The organism is Rhizobacter sp. Root404 (assembly GCF_001425865.1).
Lineage (GTDB): Bacteria > Pseudomonadota > Gammaproteobacteria > Burkholderiales > Burkholderiaceae_C > LMDS01.
Genome location: NZ_LMDS01000001.1, coordinates 589,543 through 613,186, shown reverse-complemented (window position 1 = coordinate 613,186; position 23,644 = coordinate 589,543). Strand labels below are relative to the sequence as shown.

At 69.1% G+C, this 23,644-nt stretch carries 1 protein-coding gene; it reads right to left on the bottom strand.

All coding sequences use genetic code 11. The features are described 5' to 3' along the window. Positions 1-10: 10 nt before the first annotated feature. Positions 11-23,443 carry an OmpA family protein gene (locus tag ASC76_RS02840; RefSeq protein WP_056462048.1) on the bottom strand — a complete coding sequence of 7,811 codons (23,433 nt, stop codon included), beginning with the start codon at positions 23,441-23,443 and terminating at the stop codon, positions 11-13. Between the last annotated feature and the right edge of the window lie 201 nt (positions 23,444-23,644).

The window sequence follows — 23,644 nt, the reverse complement described above, 5'->3', positions numbered from 1 at the left end:
AGCGTTCAGGCTAAAGCCTGGAAACAATTGGCGCAACAGGTAGTTGCACTTTCAGCCCCGCATTCACGTGGAGGCGGTCCGAAGGTGCGCCGAGATGGTTGACAAATCTCTGCTGCCAGCGGTCGGTCGCACGGCCCGCCGCGTCGGCGGCGGCGGGGCTGCGCTGGACGGCGGCCGGCGTCGACGGTCTCACCTTCCAGTCGATCTGCGCCGCGGTGACATCGGGCAGCCGCAGGTCCGGTGCCGCCGGCGTCGTGCCCGCCTGCGCCGCCCACGTCGGCAACGGCACGCTCGGTGCGATGCCGAACCAGCCGTCCGGCAAGGCCCGCTGGCCCGGCAGGCGCTGCTCGTCCATCACGCCGCCCGCGCTGTGGCCGAAGCCCATCGCGTGGCCGAGTTCGTGCGCGAGCACCGACAGCAGGTCGATGCGCCCGGCCGCCCCGCCGCTCGCGGTGGCGGCCAGCACCGCGCCGCTGCCGCGGAACTCGCGGTCGTCGCGCGGCGTCGGGTCGATGAACCAGCCCATGCCGGCGGCATCGACGTCGATCGTGATGCGGCCGTCGAGGTACTCGGCCAGCGACGCGCCCGGCAGGTCGGCCACGTCGACCTCGATCCGGCCGAGCCGCGCCGTCAGCGAGGCGTCCTCGACCAGCGACCAGCGGCGCACCGCTTCGGCCAGCAGCGGCTGCGCCTGCGCGGCGCTGATCGCCGCGTCGGTGCGCGCCACGTCGGCCGTCGTCGCGGCGGTCTGCTGCGCCGGCACGGCCGGGTCGTTGGTCTTGACCGTCACCGCGTCGAAGCTCGCGCCCGCCGCGCCCTTGCCGAACAGGCCGAAGCGCCCGTCCGCCGCGACCGCGTTGTAGACGAAGCCGATCGTGGCCTGGCCGTTCAGCGTGACGCTGACGCTCGCGCCGCGCACCGTCACGCCGAGGGTGTAGTCCGTCGTCGCATTCAAGGCGCGCGACGCCACCGCGTCGACGAACCAGCCGGCGGCCGTGCGGTGGCCGATCAACACCTGCTGGGTTGCGACGTCGATCGCCGCGAACTTGAAGTTGGTGCTGCCATACCAGTCGAACACGTAGCCGGCGCGGCCCGCGGTGCGCAGCGTGGTGCTCAGTTCCAGCAGCGACGCGGTCTGCAGGTTCGTGACGTTCGTCAGGTCGACCAGGTCGACCGCCGTGTCGCTGCCGGCCGGTGGCGAGGCCGCCAGCCGCCCGCTGGCGACCGTCCAGGTGCCGGCGGAGAAGGTGTCGAACATCGCCCCGGCGCCGGCGGCGAAGTCGTTGGTGTACGCCACCGTCGAGCTCGGCGGCACGATCTGCACCGCGATGTTGTCGAGCGCCCCGCGCGACTTGTTGGCGCCGAAGCCGACCAGGCCCCAGTTCAGGCCGTAGCTGAAGCCGTCGACGACGGTGGCCTGGAACACATAGCTGATGAACGTGCCGTTGTCGACCGACAGCGTCGCCGTCAGGCCGTTGACCGACAGCATCAGGTTGTACCAGTTCTCCGACTTGATGCTGCCGGTGAACACCGTCTGCTTCAGCACCTGCCATCCGGCCGCCGTGCGCTGCCCGATCACGAGCTTGTTGGTGCCCGCGTCGATCCCGGCGAACTTGAAGTTCGTCTTGCTCTGGTAGTCGAACACGATGTAGCTGTTCGCGTCCCAGCCGCCGGTCGGCTTGATGATCTTGGCCTTGGCCAGCACCTCGTAGTACGTGGGCAGTGCATCGCCGACCTGGTAGACCGCCACCGCGTCGGAGATCGACGAGTTCGAGGCCACCTGCAGCGCGCCGCCCGAGACCTGCCAGGTGCCGCTGTCGGCCGCGAGGCCTTGCAGCGTGCCGTCGTTCAGGTCGGCCGAGCGCAGCACGTCGCGCTTGCCGCCCGGCACGTTGCCGGCCTGCGGGTCGCGCGGCGCGCCGGTCTGGTCCTGCCACGCGAAGTCCTGCTGGCGCACGACGCCGAGTTCGCCGGTCGGCTCGCCGTTGCGCACGTCGCCGGCGCTGCCGAGCGTCGGATCGGCACCGTCGCTGGCCGACAGCGCGTACAGGAACTCCGCCAGCTGCGGCTGCAGCGAGCTGTTGAACTCGCCGACCCAGTCGATCAGCCGGTCGCCGCCGGTGTTGCCGATCAGCACGTCGCGGCCGGCGCCGCCGAAGGCGCGGTCCTCGTAGCTGTAGTGGGTGTCGGGCGTCGTGTTCGGCGCACCGTCCAGGCCCTGGTCGTCGTCGGCGTTCAGCAGGTCGTCGCCCCAGCCGCCGTACAGGTCGTCGCGGCCGGTGCCGCCGACGAGCCAGTCGTTGCCGTAGTCCCCGAAGATGCGGTCCTCGCCGTCGGTCGGCCGGTGGGTCGTCGTGTTCGCCGCCGGGTAGGTGTCGAGCGGCGCGCCGTCGTTGGCGTCGAAGTTGAGCAGGAAGCCGACGATGCGGGTCATCGGCGCGTACTCGTCGTACTTCAGGAACTCGCCGGTGGCCGGGTTGTAGGCCAGCACGTTGCCGGCATTGGCCGGGGCCGCATAGAAGCCCGACAACGCCTCGGCGCCCGAGATCGCGTCGTCGCCCCAGCCGCCGTGCAGGAAGTCGTTGCCCCAGCCGCCGTAGATGATGTCGTCGGCGAGCGCCGGATCGAACAGCGTGTCCAGCCCCTTGCCGAACGGCGTCATGTCGGCCGTCTTCTTCAGCTGGCCGGTGACGTTGATCGTCGCGCTCTGCACCGAGCCCGGCGTGCTGATGAAGGTCTGCACGGTCGCGACCGTCAGGCCCGCGAGCGGCTCGGTCGTGCCGTTGCGGGTCGTCAGCAGCCGGCCGTCGTCGCCGAGCACGCCATCGTCGCCGGTGCCTCCGGAGATCCAGTCGTGGCCCCAGCCGCCGATCAGGTCGTCGTCCTGCCCCTCGCCGAACAGCACGTCGTTGCCGCTCATGCCGTAGACGAAGTCGTCGCCCGATTCGCCGTGCAGTTCGTCGGCGGCGCCGATGTCCACCGCGCCCGGCACCTGGTCGATGCCGCCCGGGGTGTAGTCGAGCAGTTCGGCCGAGCGCACGACGATCGGCGAGTCGCCCGCGATGCCTGCATAGGCGTCGTCGTAGGTGAAGCTGCGGTAGGTCGTCGCGCCGCCGGCGCCCACGGCGACGACGCGGCGGATGTTGCCGTTGTCGCCGAGGATCATGTCCGAGTCGCGGCCGTGCAGGCCGTCGCCGGTGTGGTCGCGCGCGACATCGGTTCCCGCGCCGCCGAAGATCAGGTCGGCCTCGTCGTCGCGCTGGCTGCGCAGGTTCAGGCTGAACATCGTCGAGCTGCCTCCGACGATGTCGTCCTGGCCGAGGTTGCCGAAGATCAGGTCGGCGCCGGCATTGCCCTCGATGTAGTCGTCGCCGTCGGTGGTGAGTTCGACCGAGGCCTGCGTCACGTGCAGGCCGCTCGCGTCGCGCACCGCCGCGACGGCGATGTCGATCGAGCCGTCGCCCTGGATCGTGTCGTAGCCGCGCTGGCCGAAGATCGTGTCGCGGTTGGCGCCGCCGGCGATGAAGTCGTTGCCGAAGTTGGCCGCCAGCGTGGTCGGGTCGAGCGTGAGGGTCCAGTCGGCCCAGGCCGGTGCCGCGTACGGCGGCGCGACCTGCCCGCCGACCAGCGGCGCGCCGTTGAGGTCGTACAGACCGGCGGCCGCCGTCGTGAAGCGCGGCTTGATGGCGTTCAGCGAGCCCTTGCTGAAGTCCAGCAGCACGTTGTCGCCGAACACCAGGTCGTCTTGCGCGCCGCCGTCGAGGCGGTCGCCGGCGGCGCCGCCGGCCAGCACGTCGTCGCCGTCGCCACCGCGCAGGGTGTCGACGCCGCCGGACGCACGGTCGATGGTCTCGACCCGCACGATGACGTTGCCGAGACCGGCCACCGGCGCGAAGTCGATCCGCGCCGCGTCGCCGACCAGGATGTCGTTGTCCGCCCCGCCGTCGGCGAGGTCGGCGCCGAGCCCGCCGAGCAGCAGGTCGTTGCCGGCGTCGCCATACAGCTTGTCGTCACCCGTGACCAGGCGCGTGACGATGCTCAGCAACTGCGTCGGGCCATCGTTGCCGGCGACCCGCGCGAAGTCGATGCGCGCGTCGTCGCCGGCCACGATGTCGGCGCCTGCGCCGGCATGCACCTCGTCGTTGCCGGCCCCGCCGATCACCAGGTCGGCGCCGCCGCCGGCATAGATCGTGTCGTCGCCGCCGATCGTCTCGTAGATCGACCAGACGACGCGCGGCCCGCGGAACAGCCCGTCGGTCTGGTCCTCGGGGAAGGCCGAGACGCGGTAGAAGTAGTTGTTCTTCTGCACCGGGGTCGTCAGCGGGTAGTTCCCCACCGGCTGCGCGTCCCACGTCCGGTCGACGGTCAGCGTGTTGGCGGTGTTGCCGGTGATGGTGCGGTACTGCACATGGCCCTGCGGCGAGATCGCCTGCACGCTCAGACCGACCAGCCCGCCGTACAGCTGCGAGAACGTGGCGTTCGCATCGGTGAGCGTGTTGACGGTCGAACCGGTCAGCGGCGGGTTCGTCGGGCTCAGCGGCACCGAGTGGCCGAGCCGCGTCACGATCTCGTCGACCAGCACGTTGTTGTCGGTGGTCGGGTCACGGTCGGGATCGACCGACACCGTCTTGACGTAGTCGACGCGGCCGCGGTCGCCGAACAGGATGTCGTCGCCGCTGCCGCCGGTGATCTTGTCGGCACCGTCCCAGCCGAACACGACCAGCGGCAGGCTGGATGCGCTGCCGTCGGCCATGTCGTCGCCGGTGTTCAGGTTCAGCGCAAACGCGCCGTCGTCCCCGTTCTGCAGGTTCACCGTGACCTTGTCGTTGCCGGCGCCGGTGTCGAGCAGGGTCAGCGTGTAGAAATCGCCGGTGCGCGCGGTAGTGTGGTCCTCGGCGTTGGTGGTGTAGTCGACGCGCACGGTGTCGTCGCCGCGGCCCAGGCTGACCTGGACCACCTCGATGTCGCCATAGCTCACGCCGCCCGGCTGCGGCCGGCCGTTGAACAGGATGCTCGGGCCCATGCCGAAGCCGGTGATCCGGCCGTGCGTATCGCCGCCGGCGATGCGGAACTCGCTGCGGTCGGTCGGCGCGACCGACCCGGCGGGAACCGTCGGGTTCTTCAGCTTGACCCAGCGCGTGTCGCCGTCGGTGCCGGCGCCGATGCTCTCGATCTCCCACGAACGGCCCAGCCCGGGGCCGACGCTGATCTCGATGCGGCGGCCGACCAGCGGCACGCCCGGATCGAGCTTCGCCACGGCATCCAGCGCCGCCGCCTCGACCAGCAGCTTGAGGTTGGCGGCGTCGAAGCCGCGGACCACGCCGTCGGCCGAGGTCAGGGCGCCGTTGTCGTTGGCGACGCTGTCGTTGTCGTACACGAACAGGTAGTCGACCTGCTCGCTCTCCTTGGCGAAGAAGTTCGCGCTCAGCGAGGTGATGGCGTACTGGCTGTCGGTCGTCGGCGCGGTCACGTTCGCGGTGCCCGGGTTGACGATGCTCGGGTTCAGGAGCTTGAGGCGCACCAGGCCGCCGCCAATCTCGGTCAGCTCGGTGATCTGCCAGAAGCGGTCGAACCTGTCGTCCGGGCGGGACGGGTCGAGCACGACGCCGGTCCCCGGACCACTGCTCAGCTCGAGCGTCTTGTCCAGCAGCACCTGGATGTCGGTGAGCGAGACGGTCGAGTCGTCGGCATGCAGTTCGGCGAGCGCCTTCAACAGGTCGGACTTAAATACCGTCATGGTCTCGAAGGCCCCGGCACCGGTGCCCGGCACGAAGCCCTGCACCGCGCCGTGCGGCGGCAGGATGTTCAGTTCGCCAGGCAGCATCAGCGGCGTCGGCAGGCTCAGCGAGCCGGCCCCGGCCGCGCCCTCGATGATCAGCGGGCCGCGGATCTTGTTGACCGTCTGCAGGTCGGGCGCGAAGACCTGGGTCTCGTTGCCGTCGAACACCGTGTCGTCGATCGCGCGCACCGTGACCGTCTGCGGCGTGTTCCAGTTGGCCGAGGTGAAGGTCAGGAACATCTGCGAGGCGCCGCCGACCGTCACCTGCTCCTGGAACAGCGCGGTGCGGCCATAGGTGCTGCGGGTGTCGACCGCGTCGACCTTGATCCTGACGACCTGGCCGGCGGTCGGCGCCTGCGACAGGCGCACCGTGTAGCTGTCGCTGTTGCCGGCGGCACCCTCGATCACGTCGATCGAGCCGTCGTCCGGCATCTGCACGATCACGCTCGGCGTGTCCTCGTCGTAGATGTCGACGACGCTGTCCTTGACGAAGGCACCCTGGTAGCCGGCCTCCTTGTAGTTGTAGGCCACGGTCACGAAGCCGGTCACGAACTCGGGCTGGCCGTTCGCGTCGAAGAAGCTCAGCGTGTTGCCGGTGACCGAGAAGCGCGCCACATCCAGCAGCACCCCGTCGAGCTTGACGGCGACGCTGTCGACGATCGGCTTGTGCTCGAGCAGCAGATACGTGGTCGGCTTGGTCGCCGGGATCTCCAGGTCGATGCCGAGCTTGTCGAAGTCGCCATCCACCGCGACGAACACCGGCGGCGTGCCGGCCGCTCCGCCGCCGGAGGGCAGCGTCTGCTCGGCGTCCGCGCTGGCGACGGTGTAGCTGATGTAGTCGGTGTGGAAGCCCTCGACGACCGCGTCGTTCGGCGCCGTGATCGTGATCTGCTGGCGAACGTTCCAGTTCGCCGTCGTGAAGGTCAAGGTCGGCTTCCCGCCCACGGTCGTCACCGAGGGCCCCGACAGCACGACCTGGCCGTTCAGCACGTTCATCGTCACCGTCACGTTCGCGGTCGGCGCCTTCGTCAACACGACGTCGAAGGTGTCGGTGAAGCCGGGCACGCTCGGGCCGTTCTCGAGCACGGTATTGTCGCGACCGGTCGGCGTGATGATCACGCCGGCGCGGTCGTCGTCCTCCATCAGCACCTTGACGCTCAGCGTCTGCGCGGCCTGGTAGTTCGGGTCGCTGCTGTCGCTGCTCTTCAGGCTGTGGTTGATGAAGGTGAAGCGCCGGCCTTCGCTGGCGGTGTCGTGCGCGGCCGCGAACTTGACGTACTGCACCTTGTCCCAGTTGCTCGCGTCGAAGGTCAGCGTCGGCACGTTCGCGGCGCCGGTCAGGTCGTCGAATCCCAGCGACGTGTTGAGCAGGCCGAGGTTCGAATAGTCCTCGACCGAACTGACGACGCCGTCGAAGAAGAACTCCAGGTCCTTGAAGTTCTTCGCCGCATCCTCGGGCGACATGCCGGCCGGAACGACCTTGATCCGCACCGTGCCGGTGGGCGCGCGCGTGAGCCGGATGCCGTAGTAGTCGTAGGCCCAGCCGGCGCTGGCCACGCTCGAGTCCTCCACCACGCGCGAGCTGCCGCCGCTTTCGGTGACGATGACGAAGCTCTCCTCGTTGTCGGCGACGTTCGCCGACACGCCCTCGATCGGCACGCCGCTCCAGTCGGGGTCGCTGTTCGGCGCGCTTTCCACGCTGTGCAGGATGACGCCGCTGTGGCCCTTGAAGTCGTTGCTGATCACGGCCACCGGCGCGCCCGACGGGTTGCCGCCGACGAAGAAGGTGTCGCTGCCCAGCCCGCCGTCGATCTCGGTCACGACCTCCAGGCCGGTGGACTGCACGAAGAAGCGGTCGTCGCCCTCGGCGCCGTCGGCCACGATCTTCTCGATGTTGACGTAGCTGACGTTCAGGCCGGCGCCGAAGATGCCGGCGTCGGTGATGACGAAGTCGTCGCCGAACTCGGTGCCGACGATGCGCACCGTGTCGAAGCCGTCGCCGCCGTCGATGCCGACCGGCGCGTTGACCACGTACAGGATCGTGTCGGCGCCGCCGTCGCCCTTCATGTCGGTGCGGGCGCGCTCGTTGTCGGTCGAGCCGCGCAGCGCGAACGCGCGCACCGTGAACACGTCGTCGCCGTCGCCGCCGTTCAGGTTCAGCACGGCGATGTTGTGGAACACGGTGAACTGGTCGGCGCCGTCGCCGCCGTTGACCGTGGTGGCCGCGCTGACGCCGTTGGAGAGCCAGCCGCGGGTGATCTCGAGCGACGTGAACACATCCTCGGCCGTGATGCCGGTGATCGCCGGCTGGCCCGCGAAGTCCTTGACCCGCTCGGAGCGGAACACCTGCCCGACCTGCACCTTGTCGGCGCCCAGGCCGAGGTTGACGGTCGTGGGCACGAGCACGTCGTCGAGGGCGACGATGTCGTCGCCGGCGAGCGTGTTGAGTGTCAGGCCCTCGAGGTTGCGGTAGTTGAACCGCTCGACGTTCGCGCCGCCGTTGTTGATCAACGCGACGAAGCCGGTGTCGGTGTCGCTGCCCAGCACCTCCAGTTCGGTCTTGTAGGCGGCCGTGATCGCCGCCTCGATCTGTGCCTTCAGCGGATCGCCGACCGCGTCCCATGCGGTGCCGATGGCGTCGAGCAGCAGCGGCGGCAACGGCTTGACGCCATAGGCCGCGGTGATCGCCTTGTAGATTTCCTCCAGCTTGCCGGGGAACTGGCCGGTGTCGGTCGCGAGGAGGCCGGTGACGAGCGTCTTGATGGCGGCGGCGCTCGGGGTGCCGGCGCCGCCCGGGTTGGCGTCGATGGCGGCCAGCACGCCGGTCTGCACCGCGGCGGTGTAGAGCCCGATGAGGGTGTGCACCAGCCCGGCCGGGATGTCGTGCGGACCGTAGGAATCCTCGAGCGCCTGCAGCACCGAGCGCAGCTTGTCGGGCTCCTCGGAGTTGAAGATCTTGTCGGTCAGGCCCTCGACCACGTCCTTCGGTGCCGGCGCGTCCTTTCCGACGAGCTTCAGCAACGTCGGGAAATAGAAGTCGGCCATGCCGCGCAGCAGCACGGTGTCGGCCCGCGGGGTGCCGATCAGCACCAGCTGGTCGGTGTCGTTCTTGTCCGGGCCGCTGTCGTAGGCGGTGCTCAGGTCGGTGATGTTGCCGCCCCGCGCGGTGATGCGGTAGGTGTCGCTGCCCTGCTCGCCGTCGAGCACGTCGGAGCCGTAGCCGGCGACGAGCAGGTCGTTGCCGAGACCTCCCTTGACGACATCGTTGCCGTTGCCGCCTTCGAGGAAGTCGTTGCCGTCGTCGCCGAACAGCTTGTCGGGATCGGACTCGCCGTAGATCGTGTCGTTGCCGCCGTCGCCGTACAGGCTGTCGGCGCCGGTGCCGCCCCAGATGACGTCGCCGTCGCCAACGCTGGCCGAGCCGTCGTCGCCGTGGACCACGTCGTTGCCGGCGCCGCCCAGGATCTTGTCCGCACCCATCCCGCCGAAGATCGTGTCGGCCTCGCCGCCGACGGTCACGGTCGGCTTCGCGAGGTCGCCGCCGATGAAGGTGCCGAAGTCGCCGAACAGCGTGTCGTCGCCGATGCCGCCGTCGATCGTGTCCAGGCCCGAGCCGCCGAAGACGACGTCGTTGCCGGCGTCGCCGTGGATCGTGTCGTTGCCCTTGCCGCCGTACAGCCAGTCGTCGCCCTCGCCGCCGCTGATCAGCAGGTCCGCGAAGCCAACGCCGACCTCGGTGTCGCTGACGACCGCCGGGCTGTTGTAGGTGAACAGCGCGCCATCGCCGACGACGATGTCGTTGCCCTTGCCGCCGTCGAGCAGCTTGTCGGCCGCGCCGGAGCCGGCGACGATGTCGTCGCCGTCGTTGCCGCGGATGGTGTCCGCGCCGTCGCTGACGCCGATCAGCGCGCGCACGTAGCCGTGGCGCACCGCCATGTCGATCAGGCCTTCGGTGACCTCGCCGTTGTCGCCGAGCACGATGTCGTTGCCGCCCATCGCATCGATCGTGTCGCCGCCTTCGTTGCCGAAGATCAGGTCCGCGCCTGCGCCGCCGGTGATGAGGTCGTCGCCGGTGCGGCCGCGGATGATGCCGCCGCCGGCACCGCCCAGGAGGGTGTCGTTGCCGACGCCGCCGTCGATGTCGAACTTGACCGATCCGTCGACGCCGGACAGATCGATCGTGTCGTCGCCCTCGCCGCCGACGACGATGATCCGGCCGGTGACGCTGTAGGTCTGGTGCGGCTTGGCGTCGTCGCCGAGGTTGTCGGACCAGACTTCCACCTTGCCGGCGCCCGCGCTCTTGACGAAGATGTGCTCGCCGAAGTCGGTCAGGTCGCCGAGCTTGCGCTGGCCGGCGAAGTCGCCGATGTTGATGATCAGGTCGCCGTTGTCGAGTTCGCTGGCCAGCACCGGCGGGCGGAAGAAGTCGACATCGAAGTCCGCCAGCGTCACCGGCGGCGTGATGTTGAACTTCTTGTCCAACTCGAAGAAGCCGAAGTCGATCTTCAGGAACGCGAACAGCTCCGCCGTGACCTTGCCGCTCACGTCGAACACCGCCAGCGGCGCGAGGAAGCGCTCGGCCTCGTTCGGGGCCTTCAGCTGGTTATTGAAGTTGGTGAAGAGTTCGTCCAGCCGCACCCGGCCGTCGTGGTCGTTGTCGAACAGGTTGAAGTCGACGCCGATGAAGATGCCGCCGCCGACGCCGCCGCGCGCGATCCCGAGGTTCAGCTCGGCCGCGGCCCACAGCCCGCCGTCGAAGGTGAGCTCGGGCGGGTCGGTGCCGTCGCTGGCGTCCGAGGGGGTCGGGTCGTCGTCGATGTACAGGCCGTTGGCCAGCAGCAGCGGGTTCTTGAAATCGCTGGCGGCGAAATCGGCGAAGCCCTTCGAGTCGTAGCCGAACGCGAAGTCGATGTTCAGCGCCGCTTCGAGGTTGATCGAGACGCCGAGCGGCCCGAAGATCGAGAAGAACGCTGAAAACTCGGCGTCGAAATGCAGCTTGGGCATGTCGTACGACACCAGCTTCGCCGGCTTGCCCAGCAGCAGGCCGAACACCTGGGCCGGGTCCTCGAGGATGTCGAGGCGGAACGGCTTCGGGTTCGTGCCGCCGCCCTCCTGGTCGGCCAGGCCGCCCAGCACCTCGCCGGCCACGCCGGCGACCTCGCCGAGCACGTCCTGCAGGCCGTCGGGCAGGCCGCTGATGTAGTCGTTGAAGCTGCCGTTCGGGCCGAACAGCTTGTTGGCGAAGCCGGCGACGTCGAAGTCGCCCGAGCCCAGATCGCCGAAGTTGTCGTACAGCGAATTGCCGCTCTCGTAGACCTTGAAGTCGCCGAACGGCACCAGCAGCGAGCCGTCGTCCGGGATGTCGATCGAGTTCAGCACCGAGATCACGTCGAGGATGGTCTCGAGCGCGTCGATGAACGCCGGGTCGACGCTGCCGGTGGCCTTGGCGATGTCCAGCAGCGTGATGTCCAGGCCGAGGTCGGACAGCACCGGCAGCGGCGTGGTCACGATGTCGATGATCGGCTGGATCGGCTCGGTGATCTCCTGGATCTTGTCGACCAGCGGGCTCACCACGTTGCTCAGGTACGAGCCGACATCCAGGCTCACGTTCCTGAACTCGACGAGCTTGAGGCCGTCCTGGATCGCGCTGCCGAACTCGAAGCCGTCGTTCGGGTTCAGCAAGCTGAACTGCGGCAGATTCCAGTCCAGCAGGAAGTCGGCCTGGATCTGCGGGAAGCCGCCGTCGTCCCCGGCGATGCCCAGCGTCATCGCGAGTTCGACCGACGCCTCGGCCGCGAACAGCACGTCGAAGCTCATGCGGCCCAGTTCGGACAGGCCCAGGCGGGTGTCGGCCGGGTTGTCGCCGTTCTCGATGTTGATCGCGAAGCTCGCGTTCAGGTGGGTCTGGTCGCCGTCGCCATTCACGTCCTCGTTCAGGGCGGTGAACTGCAGGAAACCGAGCGTGCCCTTCAGGCTGCCGCCGGGCAGCGTGACGCCCACGTCGAGCAGAAGCTCGTCCGGGTCGTCGACGAACAGGAAGAAGCCGTCCTTGCCGCTCAGGCCGAAGCCGAGGTCGAGCTCCCAGTCGATGTTGAGCTTGATCTCGCCGTCGGTCTCCAGGCCGAGGCCGGGGATGCCGATGTCCAGGCCGATGTCGGCGCCGGCGTCGACCAGGTTCTGGCCGATCTTGACCTTCCACCAGATCTCGGCGTCGGCGATGTTGTTGACCTCCGCCAGGTTGTTGAAGCTGCGGATGTCGTTCGCAGTGCCGGCGACGAACTTGCCGCCCTGCTTCACCGCGTCGCCGTTCTGGTCGACCGCGATCAGCAGGCCGCTCTCGCCCAGCAGCTTGAACAGGATGTCCTTGATGCCGTTCTCGCTCGGGTCGGCCAGCTTCTCGACCTCGCTGCGGAAGTTGTTCAGGAAGCCGGTGCGGAAGTCGCCGACCACGTCAGCGGCGCCGGCGAGCTTGTCACCGATCAGCGGCAGGCTCAGGCCCATCACCTCGCCGTCGAGCGTGTCCTGCACGCCGCCCAGCACCACGTCGACGCCATCGACGATGAACAGGATCTGGTCGAGCAGGCTCAGGTTCGCCAGGCCGCTGGTCAGGCCGTCCAGCACATTGGAGACGTCGAGCACGATCGTGTCGGCGGGCGGCGCGGCGCCGTCGGTCTTGAGTGCCAGCCCGTTGGCGATGTTCTTCAGGTCGCCCTTGAGCGTGATGTCGCCGATGCCGTGCGACTCGGTCGGGAAGTAGATCGGCAGCGTCACGTCGACCGGCGCGGCAAAGCTCGCGTCCAGCGTGCCCAGCACCGCGCCCAGCTGCCCGGTGAGCAGCACGCGGCCGCCGGCGTCGGCGACGACCGAGTCCCCCGTCTTGGCGAAGTCGAAGAACACCTTGAGGTCGCCGTCGATGCTGGCTTCGCCGTCGATGATCGACAGGCTGAGCGGCCCGAGGCCGGCCTTGAACGCCATGTCGCTGCCGCTCAGGCCGAGGTGCGCTTCGAGCTTGCTGGTGTCGTACAGGTAGACCTGCGACGGGTCGTTCAGGCCGATGCCCAGGTCCAGGTAGAAGTGCCCGCTCCCCTCGGCCGCGAGCGTGGCCGCGCCGCCGAAGTCGACCAGGCCGGACGGCAGGTTCAGGTCGGGGATGCGCACGTTCAGGGACTCGCTGAACGCGGCGCCCAGGTCGAGCTTGATCTTGACCAGGTCGTCGCTCGGGTCGCCGAGCAGCAGGTGGTCGTCGATCTCGAAGTCGATCAGGTCCGGTTGCCCCGGCGCCGGGTGCGCGACGACGCCGAAGGCATCGCTGATCACCTGGTCGAGCAGCTGCAGCGAGCCGGCCGGGTTCTTCTGCGCCTGCTTCAGCGCCTCGGAGAAGGTGTCGACGAAGTTGAGCAGGTCGTTGATGCTGACGTCGACCAGCGGGATCGGCGTGTTCAGCACGCCCGAGACGCCGTCGATCTGGCTCAGCAGGTCGCGGATCAGCAGCAGGGCGTCAACGATCGACGCGAAGTCGAAATTGACGTTGTCGAATGACAGCAGCTTGTCGAAGTTGTCGAACTGGAAGTCGACGGCCGGCGCGAGCGGCGTGGCCGCGGTCAGCCCGACCAAGGACGCAGGCAGCAGCCCGTCGTGGGTGGCGACCTTGACCGTCGTTCCGACGCCTGCGACGTAGACGACTTCGGTCGCGAAGGTGCTGTAGGCGCTGTCACCGGTGCCGATCTGGATGCGCGAGCCGCGCGTCAGGTCGTGGGTGCGGTCGCCGCTCACGGTGAACGACTTGCCGTCGGCGGCACGCACCGCGCCCGCGAGCGCCACCGGGCCGTCGGCGAAGGTGTCGAACACGTCGCCCAGGTTCAGCAGGTCGAGCGTGACGGTCGGCGCGTCGGGCGAGCCCGGCGCCGGCAGGTTCAGGAAGTCCAGGCCGCTGACCGTGACGTCGAGCGTGACCTCGCCGCCACCCGTCAGGGTCGGCGTGGCGAGCAGCTTGCTGGAGAAGTCGGGCAGCGCGTTGATGAATTCGCGCAGCGAGATGTTGCCGTCGGCCCCAGCGCCGCTGGTGGTCGGGTCCTTCAGGCCGACGCTCAGCTCGGCGCTGAACGCGGCGTTGCCGCCCAGGTGGATGCCGACGAAACCGAAGTTGGCATCGGCGCTGACCGGGCCGACCGTGGCGATGTTCAACGACGCCTTCAGCGTGGCGTGGTTCATGAAGAAGCGGTCGGTCAGCTGGACGCCGACCAGTTGCCCGCCGTCGATGCGGCCATCGAGCTCGGTGGGAACGGTCGAATCGACGCCGGCGATGCCCAGACCGGTGGCCGCGCCGGACCCGTTGACCGGACTCACGGTGAAGCGGGCCGAATTTGGCCCGCCGGCCACGAACGTGGTGTCGATCAGGGTGAGGCCGGTGCCGGCCGCGTTGACCTCGACCTGCACCTTGCCGCTCGTCGCCGCTTCGATGGCCGAGACGACGCCGGCGATGTCGGTCACCGCGTCGAGGGTCACGTCGTAGGAGGTGCCGTTGCTGACCTGGATCACGAAGTCGACGCTGTCGGCCGCCTGCGGGCCGGCCGCGAGGCCGAGCGCCAGGGCGCCGGCATCCGCCGCGACCGTGAAGGCCGTGATCGCCGCATTGGGCGCGACCGCGAGCACGAGCCGGCTGCCGACCGAGTCGGCCACCAGCTTGCCACTGAAGTTGGTGGCGGAGACGGTGCCGGCCCCCAGGCCCAGCCCGTTGCCGGCCAGTGCACTGATGGTCAGCGACGTGGCGCTGGCGGCCTCGAACTTGACGCGCGCCTTGCCGAGGTCCGAGCTTGCGCCCGAAGACTTGGCCTTGACGGCGGCGTCGAGTCCGACGCTGGCGAGCGCGGCGTTGATGTCCTCGACCAGGTCCGACAAGGTCTCGTTGTCGGCGAGCGCTGCGGCGCCGATCACGATGTTCTTCGCCGCCCCACCATTGATGCCGATCGAGAACGCAATCGAGCCGGGCGCGAAGCTGCTCAGCACGCCCGACTTGAGCGTCGGCGTCGCGAGCGCCTTGTCCAGGTCGGCGACCAGGCTGACGATGCTGGTGTTGCTGGCGGTGTCGTCGGCGTACAGCGTGACCGTGCCGGACGGGCCGCCGGTGGTGTTCAACGTGAGCGTCGCGTCCTGCGCGAGCCGGCCGACCACGACCGGCACATCCTTGACGGCGACGATCCGCGGCCGCGTGAGGGTCGCCTCGTTGGTCAGGCCGAGTTCGAGCACGGCCGGGTTGTCGATCGCGGCCATGAAGCCGATCTGCGGGACCGCTGCGTCCTTGATGCGCAGCGCCAGCGCATTGCCGATGCCGAAGGCCTCGACCTGCGCGGCGACACCGGCGGTGGCGAGCGCCGTGTTGACGACCCCCACCAGGCCGCCGATCGTGGTCAGGCCCGCGGTGGCGAGCTTGGTCACGGTCACGACATGGTCGGTGCCGCCGATGTTCAGCGTGAACACCGCGTCGCCGGTGGTCAGCGCGAAGGTGTCGAGCGCGTCGCCGACCAGCGGCCCTTGCGAAGCCTGGGCCTTGTTGAAGCCGAGGTCCTTGACGGCCGGGTCGGCCTGCGCGGCGCTCAGCGTGAAGCCGCCGACGCCGATGTCGGCCGCCTGCAGGCCGAGGCGGTTGCCGTTGGCCACGGCTTCGATCTTGCCGTCCAGTGCGGCCAGCTGGCCGATCGCGGCGTTGATGTCGTCCAGCAGGTCCTGCACCGAGGTGTTGGCCAGTTCGATGCGGTCGAAGTAGACCTCGGTCGAGCGCGTCCCCGCGACCGGCACCGGCACATGGTCGCCGGTGCTGTCGGAGTTGTCGGCCCAGGCCATGAAGACGGTGCCGCCGACCAGCGCCAGGGCGGAGTAGTCGCCGTACTGGTTCAGCGCGGTGTTGGCGCCGGCCACGCCCGCGGTGACATTGGAGCGGCCGTCGCTGACCTGGATGTCGGTGCCCCAGGTCAGCCCGAAGTCGCGGCTGATCGAGGCGAAATACTGGACGTCGGTGTTCGCGAACGCGTCGAATTCGCCGGCGTCCTGGACGGTGTCCATGTCGTTGCGGGCGTCGTACCAGGAGATCGCGACCACGCCGGTCGCGTCGTCGACATCGAGCCAGCTGAAGAACTGGCTGGCGTCGCCGGCGTCGTGGTTGACGCGGGTCGGCTTGGCGCCGAGCGCGTTCCAGCTCGCGCCCTGGTTGTCCGAGGCGATGACGAAGATGTCGGTGTCGTGGTGGTCGACCGCATCCGCGGGCAGGCTGTCCGGGCTGTTGTCCAGATCGCCCTGATCGGTGAACGACAGGTAGATGCGACCGTTGTGCACGCCGCCGCTGCGGTCGACGTCCATCGAAAGCCCCATCCAGATGCCGCGGTCGGGCTGCGCGGGAATCTCGTACTCGCCGCCATCGGGCGCGAACGCGCCTTCGATGGTGCCGTCCAGGCCCTGCCCAGCCGTCGCGGTGGTGCTGAACTTGTCCTGGAAGACGTTGACGTTGCCGGTGTAGATCACCTGGTCGAGCGTGACCTCGACGCGGCGGTTCGTGGCGTTCGCGACGCCATCGGCGGTCTGCACCTTCAGATGGGTCTCGCCGAAGCCGAGCTTGGTCAGCCGGGTCGCACTGATGCCCTGCGACACCAGGTAGTCGAACACGGAGGTCGCCCGGTCGTTCGACAGGGTCTGGTTGTCGGTGGCCACGCCCGCGGTGTCGGTATAGCCGGCGACGGTGGCGACCAGCTGCGGGTTGCTCGCCATCGCGTTCACGAGGGCGTCAAGCTTCGCGCGATCGGTCGCGTCCAGGGTCGACTCCGCAGTGTCGAAGAGCACTGCCACGTCCTGGCCGTTGCCCCAGGTCTTGCCGCCGTCGACCGAGACATCGAACTTCACCTGCGTGAAGCCCGGCGTGCCGAAGTCCTCCCAGGCGATGTAGATCTTGCCGTCCGACCCGTACGAGGGGATCGCGTCGATCGAACGCCCCTCGGCCCGCAATGTCGACGACCCGAACAGCAGGCCGCCGACGACGACCGGCGTGCTCCACGCCAGCCCGTCGTCGGACACCGAGGCGTAGATGACGTTGCCGCGCTGGAAGCTGACGACGTACTGGTCCTGGTTCAGGTTGCCGAACTTCGGACCGACCGCGATGTAGTTCTTGTCGTCCTTGTCGTTGAAGCCGTCGCCATCGGCGTCGTTGGCGATCGGACCCAGAACGCCGGTGTTCGCGACGGTCCACGTGTTGCCGCCGTCCAGCGACACCGCGCTCGCGATCACCTGGGAGTTGCTGTCGGCCCGTTCGAGCAGGTGGGTATAGACCAGGCGGCTGCCGTCGCGGCTGAACACCAGCGCCGGATCGCCGCGCGCCACGCCGGAACTGCCGGCCGGCGTCGGGATGGACTTGCGGGTCCAGACCTTGCCGCCATCGGTGCTGACCCAGACGAAGTCGGTGTTCGACACGTTCAGGTTATTCGCCCCGATGACGATGTTCTGGGTGTTCAGCGGGTTGACCGCGATCGCGGTCTCCGACTGGTCGCCCCCCTCCCGGGAGACGTTGACGTCCTGGCCGCCCTGGTCGCCGAGCGCGTCGACCGTGACCACGTGCGCGGTGCGGTACAGGTTGCCGGCCTCCCAGGTGTTCTTGGTGCCGCCGACCAGCGGAGTGGTCAGGAGTTGGGTCGCCAGGACCTTGACCACCTGAGCCGACGATCCGTCGGTCAGGTTGAAGACGGTGTCGCCCACACCGACCTTGCCGACGAAGCTGTGGCCGGCGGCCGCATTGACGAGCGAGGTCGGTGTGCTGGCGGCCTGCGCGGCGCCCGCGTCCTCGTTGCCGAAGCTGATCTCGAAGGTCGCGTCGCCCGTGAGTTGACGGATCGCACTGATGACCGAGTCCGGCGCGGTCACCGCCGGCGCGGTCTGGACCGCGACGCCGGCACCGTCGTTCAACGCATCGAGCAGGGTCGCCGGTGTCGCGCCGCTGCCGTCGGACAGGCTGGCCTGCGCGCCGGGCACCGTCTTGCCGAGGTAGACGCCGAGCGTGAAACCGTCGTCGAAGCCCACGTTCGCGCTGACCTTGACTTTGGTGTCGCTCTGGATGCCGATCAGCGGGCCGAGATCGAGGTTGAAATCGATCGGCAGTTCCTTGGCGAAGGCCAGCTGCGGCAGCAGCGTCCCCAGGTTGAGCGTCAGCGCCTCGGTGGTCGGGTCGTACGCGAGTGCGCCGCCGAGGTTGAGCATCGTGTCGAGGCGGAAGACCAGCGACTGCGCGGTGTCGAAGGTGGCCGAGTTGTCGGCGCGCAGCAGTTTGATGGTGTCGTCGCCGATGCCCTTGTGCACGTTGGCGACCGCGAGGTTGTTGGCCGTGGCGGCGGCCGTCACGGTGACGAGGACCTGCTCCTCGACCGTGCCGCGCTTGAGCGTGACGCGCAGCTGCACGTCGCCCGCGATGATGCCGTCGGTCGGCGTCGCCTCGTGCTCGGTCTTGAACACGGCGGCCGCGAGGGCGGCGAAGCCCAGACCGGCCGCGCCGAAGTCCGCGGCGGCACCGCTGGCGAGCTCGACCTTGAACGAATCGACCGTCGGATCGACGATCTGGAACAGCAGCTTGTTCGTGTTGGCCAGCGTGTTGCCCGTGCCCTGCACGATCAGCACCGAGCCGAGCCCGGCCGTGTCGAGCGCCGCGTTCAGGTCGGACGACAGGCGGTCGGCGCCGTCCTTGACGCCGTCGGCGCCCTTGTCGTACAGCAGCCCGCTGGTCAGCACGTCGGCGAAGCCGAGCACGCCATCGATTGCACCGTTCACCAGCGGCACGTCGATCTGGTCGAAGAAGCCGCTGTTGCGCAGCTTGTCGAGTTCGTCGGCCAGGCGCCCGATCAGGCTGACGACGCCGGCGGCGTCGATGTTGCCGAAATTTAGGGCCGTGGTGTCCAGACCGCTGAAGTCGAAGGTGTAGGTCGTGGTGTCGAAGATGTCGGCGGCACCGAAGGTCACCGTGCCGGCGTCGAGATCGGTGACGCCCGAGAGCGCCTCGATGGTGATCGGCAGTTCCCCCGCCAGTGTGCCGCTGGTGGCCACGTCGATCGAGTCGATGTGGGCGGCGATCTCCGCCAGCGTGATGCGCTGGTCGGCGTTGGCATCGAGCACGCTCAGGTCGACGGTGACGTCGGCATCGAAGTCGATCGTGCCGTCGTTGACGCCGACCGACAGGAAGCCCAGGTGCGCGCCGAAATCGAGATCGGCCGAGTGGGCTTCGGCATGCAGCAGCAGCGTCTCGGCGCGGATGTAGAAGCTGCTCGCGACATCCTGCGTCAGGTCGACGCCGAACCCGAAGCGCGGCAGCTGCGACGCGGCGCTGTCGACGAACGCGAACAGCGCCCCCACGTCGAGCTGGCCGTCGAGCTCGAGGCCGAGGCCGCCGGCCCCGTCGCCCAGGTGCAGCGGCAGGTTCGCGGCGAAGGCCTGGCGCAGGTCGATGTCGAACTCGAACGACGAGCCGTCGTTCGCGTTGAAGCTGCCGAGCAGGGGCGGCAGTATCGCGAAGAGCCCTTCGAAGGTCGGGTTCGGGTTGGCGGCGAAGTAGTCGACGATCGGCTGGCGGACCTCGCTCTGCACGGTGCCCGACAGGTTGACCAGGTCGGCGATCGACTTGTCGATGCCGGGGATCTTCACCTGCAGCGGCGGCGCGGTCTCGATGCTGTGCGCGAAGTCGACCACGCCCTGCAGGCCGGCGAGGATCGCGGCCTCGAGCTCAGGACTGATCGGCACCTGCAGCGTGTGGTCGGGGATCGTCGGGGCGAAGGCAGTGGCGTGCGACGCCAGCTCGTTCTTCGCCGCCGCGTCGGTCACGGCCTGCGCGGTCGCGCCGTCGCCGAGATCGGGGAACTCGAGCGCGCCGTTCTGCCAGTCGTCGAACAGCGCGCGGAACACCGGGCGCAGCGTGGCGCTCTCCCACAGCGGGTCGTTGCCGCTGCCGCCGCCGTAGACGACGTCGCTCCACGCCGCCGGCACCGTCTCGTTGTAGGTGAAGCCCGGCGTGGCCACCGGGGCCAGCGTGACCGGGCCGCGATTGTTCTCGATCCGGAAGCGGGCGCCGTCGGACACCCGCACCAGCATGATCGGGCCGGCGATGACGTGCTTGTCGCCGCTGCCCGTCACGTTGCTCAGGGTCACCTTCAGCGCCTGGCCGGCGGCGATCGTGAAGACGTGGTCCGTCTTCGCCGTCGCCTCGGCGGCGGTTCGGAGTTGCTCGAACGCCAGGTCGCCGTCGCTCTCGTCATTCGCGAACTGGCTCTGGTTCATCTGGAACGTGACGGCGCTGCCGCCGGCGATCGAGACGCTGTACTGCGCCTTGTCGGTCGGCGACATCTTCTGGTCCGGGAACGCCGAGTTCGTCAGGTTGTCCAGGTCCTGCGTGACGTTGCCCTGCCAGCTCGCGTAGACCCTGTAGTCGCCCGCCGCCAGCCCGGTGGCGGTGTACTCGACGAGGCTCGGCGAGTTGGCGCCGTCGGTGAACTCGCTGATCCGGAACAGCGTGTTGTTGACGGTGTAGTTGTCGGCGCGCCAGATCTGGTCGGCGTCGATCGAGGTCAGCCACGGTCGGCCTTCGGCACTGCCGGGTGCGCCAGGCAGCGTCGCGGTCAGCACGTTGCCGCCGTGGGCGCCGTTCAGGTTCAGGGTGCTGAAGTCGTAGGGCGTGGCCGCGCCGTTGAGCTTGCCGAGCGCGTCGCTGTAGAGCTTGCTCAGCTGCCCGGCGGCCGCGCCGGCACCGGCCACGGCGTCGCCGGCCGGGCTTTCCATCAGCAGCGCCATCTTCGACAGCGTGACCGCGTTCGCGTACGCGTCGAACGCCGCCTTGTCCATCACCGCGGTGGCGTTCAGGCCACCCTCGGGATCGTCGAAGAACTTCAGCTGGAACGGGCCGCTGTCGACGTTCTGCGGGATCACCGTGCCGTGGTGACCGGCGGGCAGGCCGAGCAGCGCGTCGAGCCGCTCGTGGTCGCCCGGCTTGAAGATCGGCACCAGCTTGCCGGCGAGCGTGATGGACTCCAGGTCCATCTTGTTCGACAACCCGCGCAGCTGTTCGAAGAACGTGAAGTCGACACCGAAGCGCTTCTCGATCTGGCCCTTCAGGAAGCTCTTGATGAAGCCCTTCGAGTCGTCGGCGGCCGGCGTGGCCGGGTTCAGCGTGGCGTCGACCGGCGCCAGGATCGCGCCGAGCCCGCTCGCGAAGTCCTTCAGCGCGCTGCGCAGCAGGCCGAGCTCGGCCGGCATCCCGATCATCGGCAGCAGGTGCTGGGTGAGGAACGAGTCGCGGGTCGAGCCGTCGCCGTCCGGGTCGTCGAGCTCCGCGATGATCACGTCGAGCAGGCCGACGCTGTCCTCGGCCTTCGAGCGGATCGAGGCCGAATCGGCGGTGTCGACGAAACCGGTGGCGGCGCCGACCTTCTCCTGCAGCTCGCGCCGGCTGCCGGCGTCGAACATCGCCTTCGTGACCGCCAGGCCGAACTCGCCCCAGTGGCGCACGCCCTCGTCGATCTCGTCGACCCAGTTGTAGAGGTAGGCGCGGAAGATGTCGGTCTTGAACGTGTCGCTGACCGGGTCGCCGTTCACCAGCTTGTCGATCAGCTGGGCGGCCAGCGTGCCGAGGTCGTTGGTGTCGGTGCTGCGGGCGCCCTTCTCCACCGCCTTGTCGAGCACCGACGTACGGATCTTGTAGATGCCGTCGAGCAGCGGGCCGCGGCTGCCGATGCCCACCAGCTGCACGCCGGCCGCGCCGACCTCGTCGACCAGTTCGCCGCGGTGCGTCGCGTCGGCGAGGCCGCCGACCACCGTGATCGCGGTGGCGGTCACGGATTTCACGACGTAGGTGCTGCCGTTCGCGTTCATGCCGAGCGCGTCGAAGCGCATGCCGGCGACGAAGCCGTCGGCCAGGAAGCTGCCGCCGCCGTCGCTGCGCGTGAAGGTGCCGGTCTCGGCATCGGCGACGAGCTGGCCGGCCGTGAACGCGGCCGTCTTGGCGGGCCGCACGACGATCTTCTCGTCGCCATCGGCCACCTCGTCGGCGAGCGCGCCGCTCACCGTCAGCTGGGTCGGCGTCACCGCGGTGATCAGGAACGTGCCGTTGTTCGCGGCATTCGCGAAGCCGGTGACGGTGATCTTGTGGCCGACCTTGAAGCCGTCGTTCTCGAAGCCGTTGTATCCCGCCAGGCCGAGCAGGCCGATGTCCGAGCGCGTGAAGGTGCCCGACCCGGGGCCGGTACTGCCGGCCGTCAGCGTGCCCTTGTCCCAGTCCATCTCGACCACCGAGGTCGGATCGTCGGGGAAGGCGCGCAGGAAGGTCTCGTAGATGAACCGGGCCGGCGCGTCGTAGGCGATCGCCGGCGTGCTGTCGTCGCTGTAGTCGTCGTCGTTCGGGTCCGCCGTGCCCTTGTCGTCGATCAGGGTGCGCTCGGCCTTGTTGGCGTCGAAGCCCGGCAGCGAGTCGGCGATGTAGCCCTCGGTCAGGAAGTGGCGGACCATGTTGCCGAGGTCGCGCTGGTCGCCCGGCAGCGATACCGCGGCGGCGCCGAAGCCCGGGGCCACGCCCTCGGTGAACGAATTGACCAGGGTGTGCGCCCAGTGGTCGGCGGCCGAGTGGGTCAGGAAGCCGTAGCTCCACGCCAGGATCTGCGACTTCTCGTCGGCGTCGAACGGCGAGCCGGCGCCCTGCGCCTTCCACGCCATGTCGAGCACGCGGGTGAGCCACGTCGCGTGGTCGATCGGGTGGATCGCGAACTGGCCCATCAGCGCGTCGGGGAAGCCGTCGCCCGCGACGGCGCCGGCGTTGTAGTACGAGCGCCAGTTCTTGAGCGCGTCGACGATCAGCGGGTGCACGGTGTACTCGAACGACGTGCCGTCGATGTCGATCGAGACCTTGCCGTTGTCGACCGCGTCGTCGGCCGCGTCGCTCGCGATCGCCACATGGACCTTCGGGTCGAACGCGAGCGGGGCCAGCAGGTTGTCGCCATCCGCGTCGTGCGCGGCCAGCGTGCCGAGCAGGTGCCCGGCTTCGTGCGCGATCGTGGTGGCGAGCTGCGTCGCGACATCGGGCAGGCTGAGCTCGGCCCAGGTCATGCTGGCACTGAAGACGAACGCGTTGTCCTCCGGGTTCAGGTTGCCGAGGTCCTCGGCTTCCGAGAGCCCGTAGAACTGGCCCCACGGCGCGAACGACGCGCCGTCGCCGCCCAGGTAGATGGTCGAGAACGCGCCGTCGGTCGGGCGATCGGTCGTGAAGCGCACGTTGGGCCCGAAGTCGAGGTCGTCCAGCGTCGCCAGCGTGGCGGCCAGCACCGCGCTCTCCTGGCCGGCCAGCGCGCCCGAGGTGGTGAACGCGGCGACGTCGATCCCCTCGACCCGCACCGGGCCGCGGTAGTCCACGTGCTCGGCGCCGTCGGCGTCAATGTAGAAGATCTGGACAGGGGCCGGCGAGTAGCCCACGCCCCCGGCCAGCCCGGGCAGCAGGTCGCCGCTGAGCAGCACGCGCGGTTCGACCGGCTCGAACACCACCGGGCGTCGCCGCTGCCGCGGCGGTGCCGCCTCGTCGCCACGCATCGCGCGATAGGCGTCCTGCAGGTGCCCGAACAGGGCGGACGGGCGGAACGACCGCGGGGCGGGTGCGGGTTGCTGCATGACGACCTCCTCTGCTGTCGTCTGCGGCACCGGCCGGCGGTCCGACTCGCGACGGTCGAGGCCCTCACAGCCGCGTTTCGTCGAGCACGAATCACCGCGCCGTGCGGGCGACAGTTGGCATCAATGTAAATTCCTGTTAACGGGCGGGGTATAGGTACCCGGCCATAAAACTAGGGGGGCCGGGTGCGCCGCGCAGCGCGG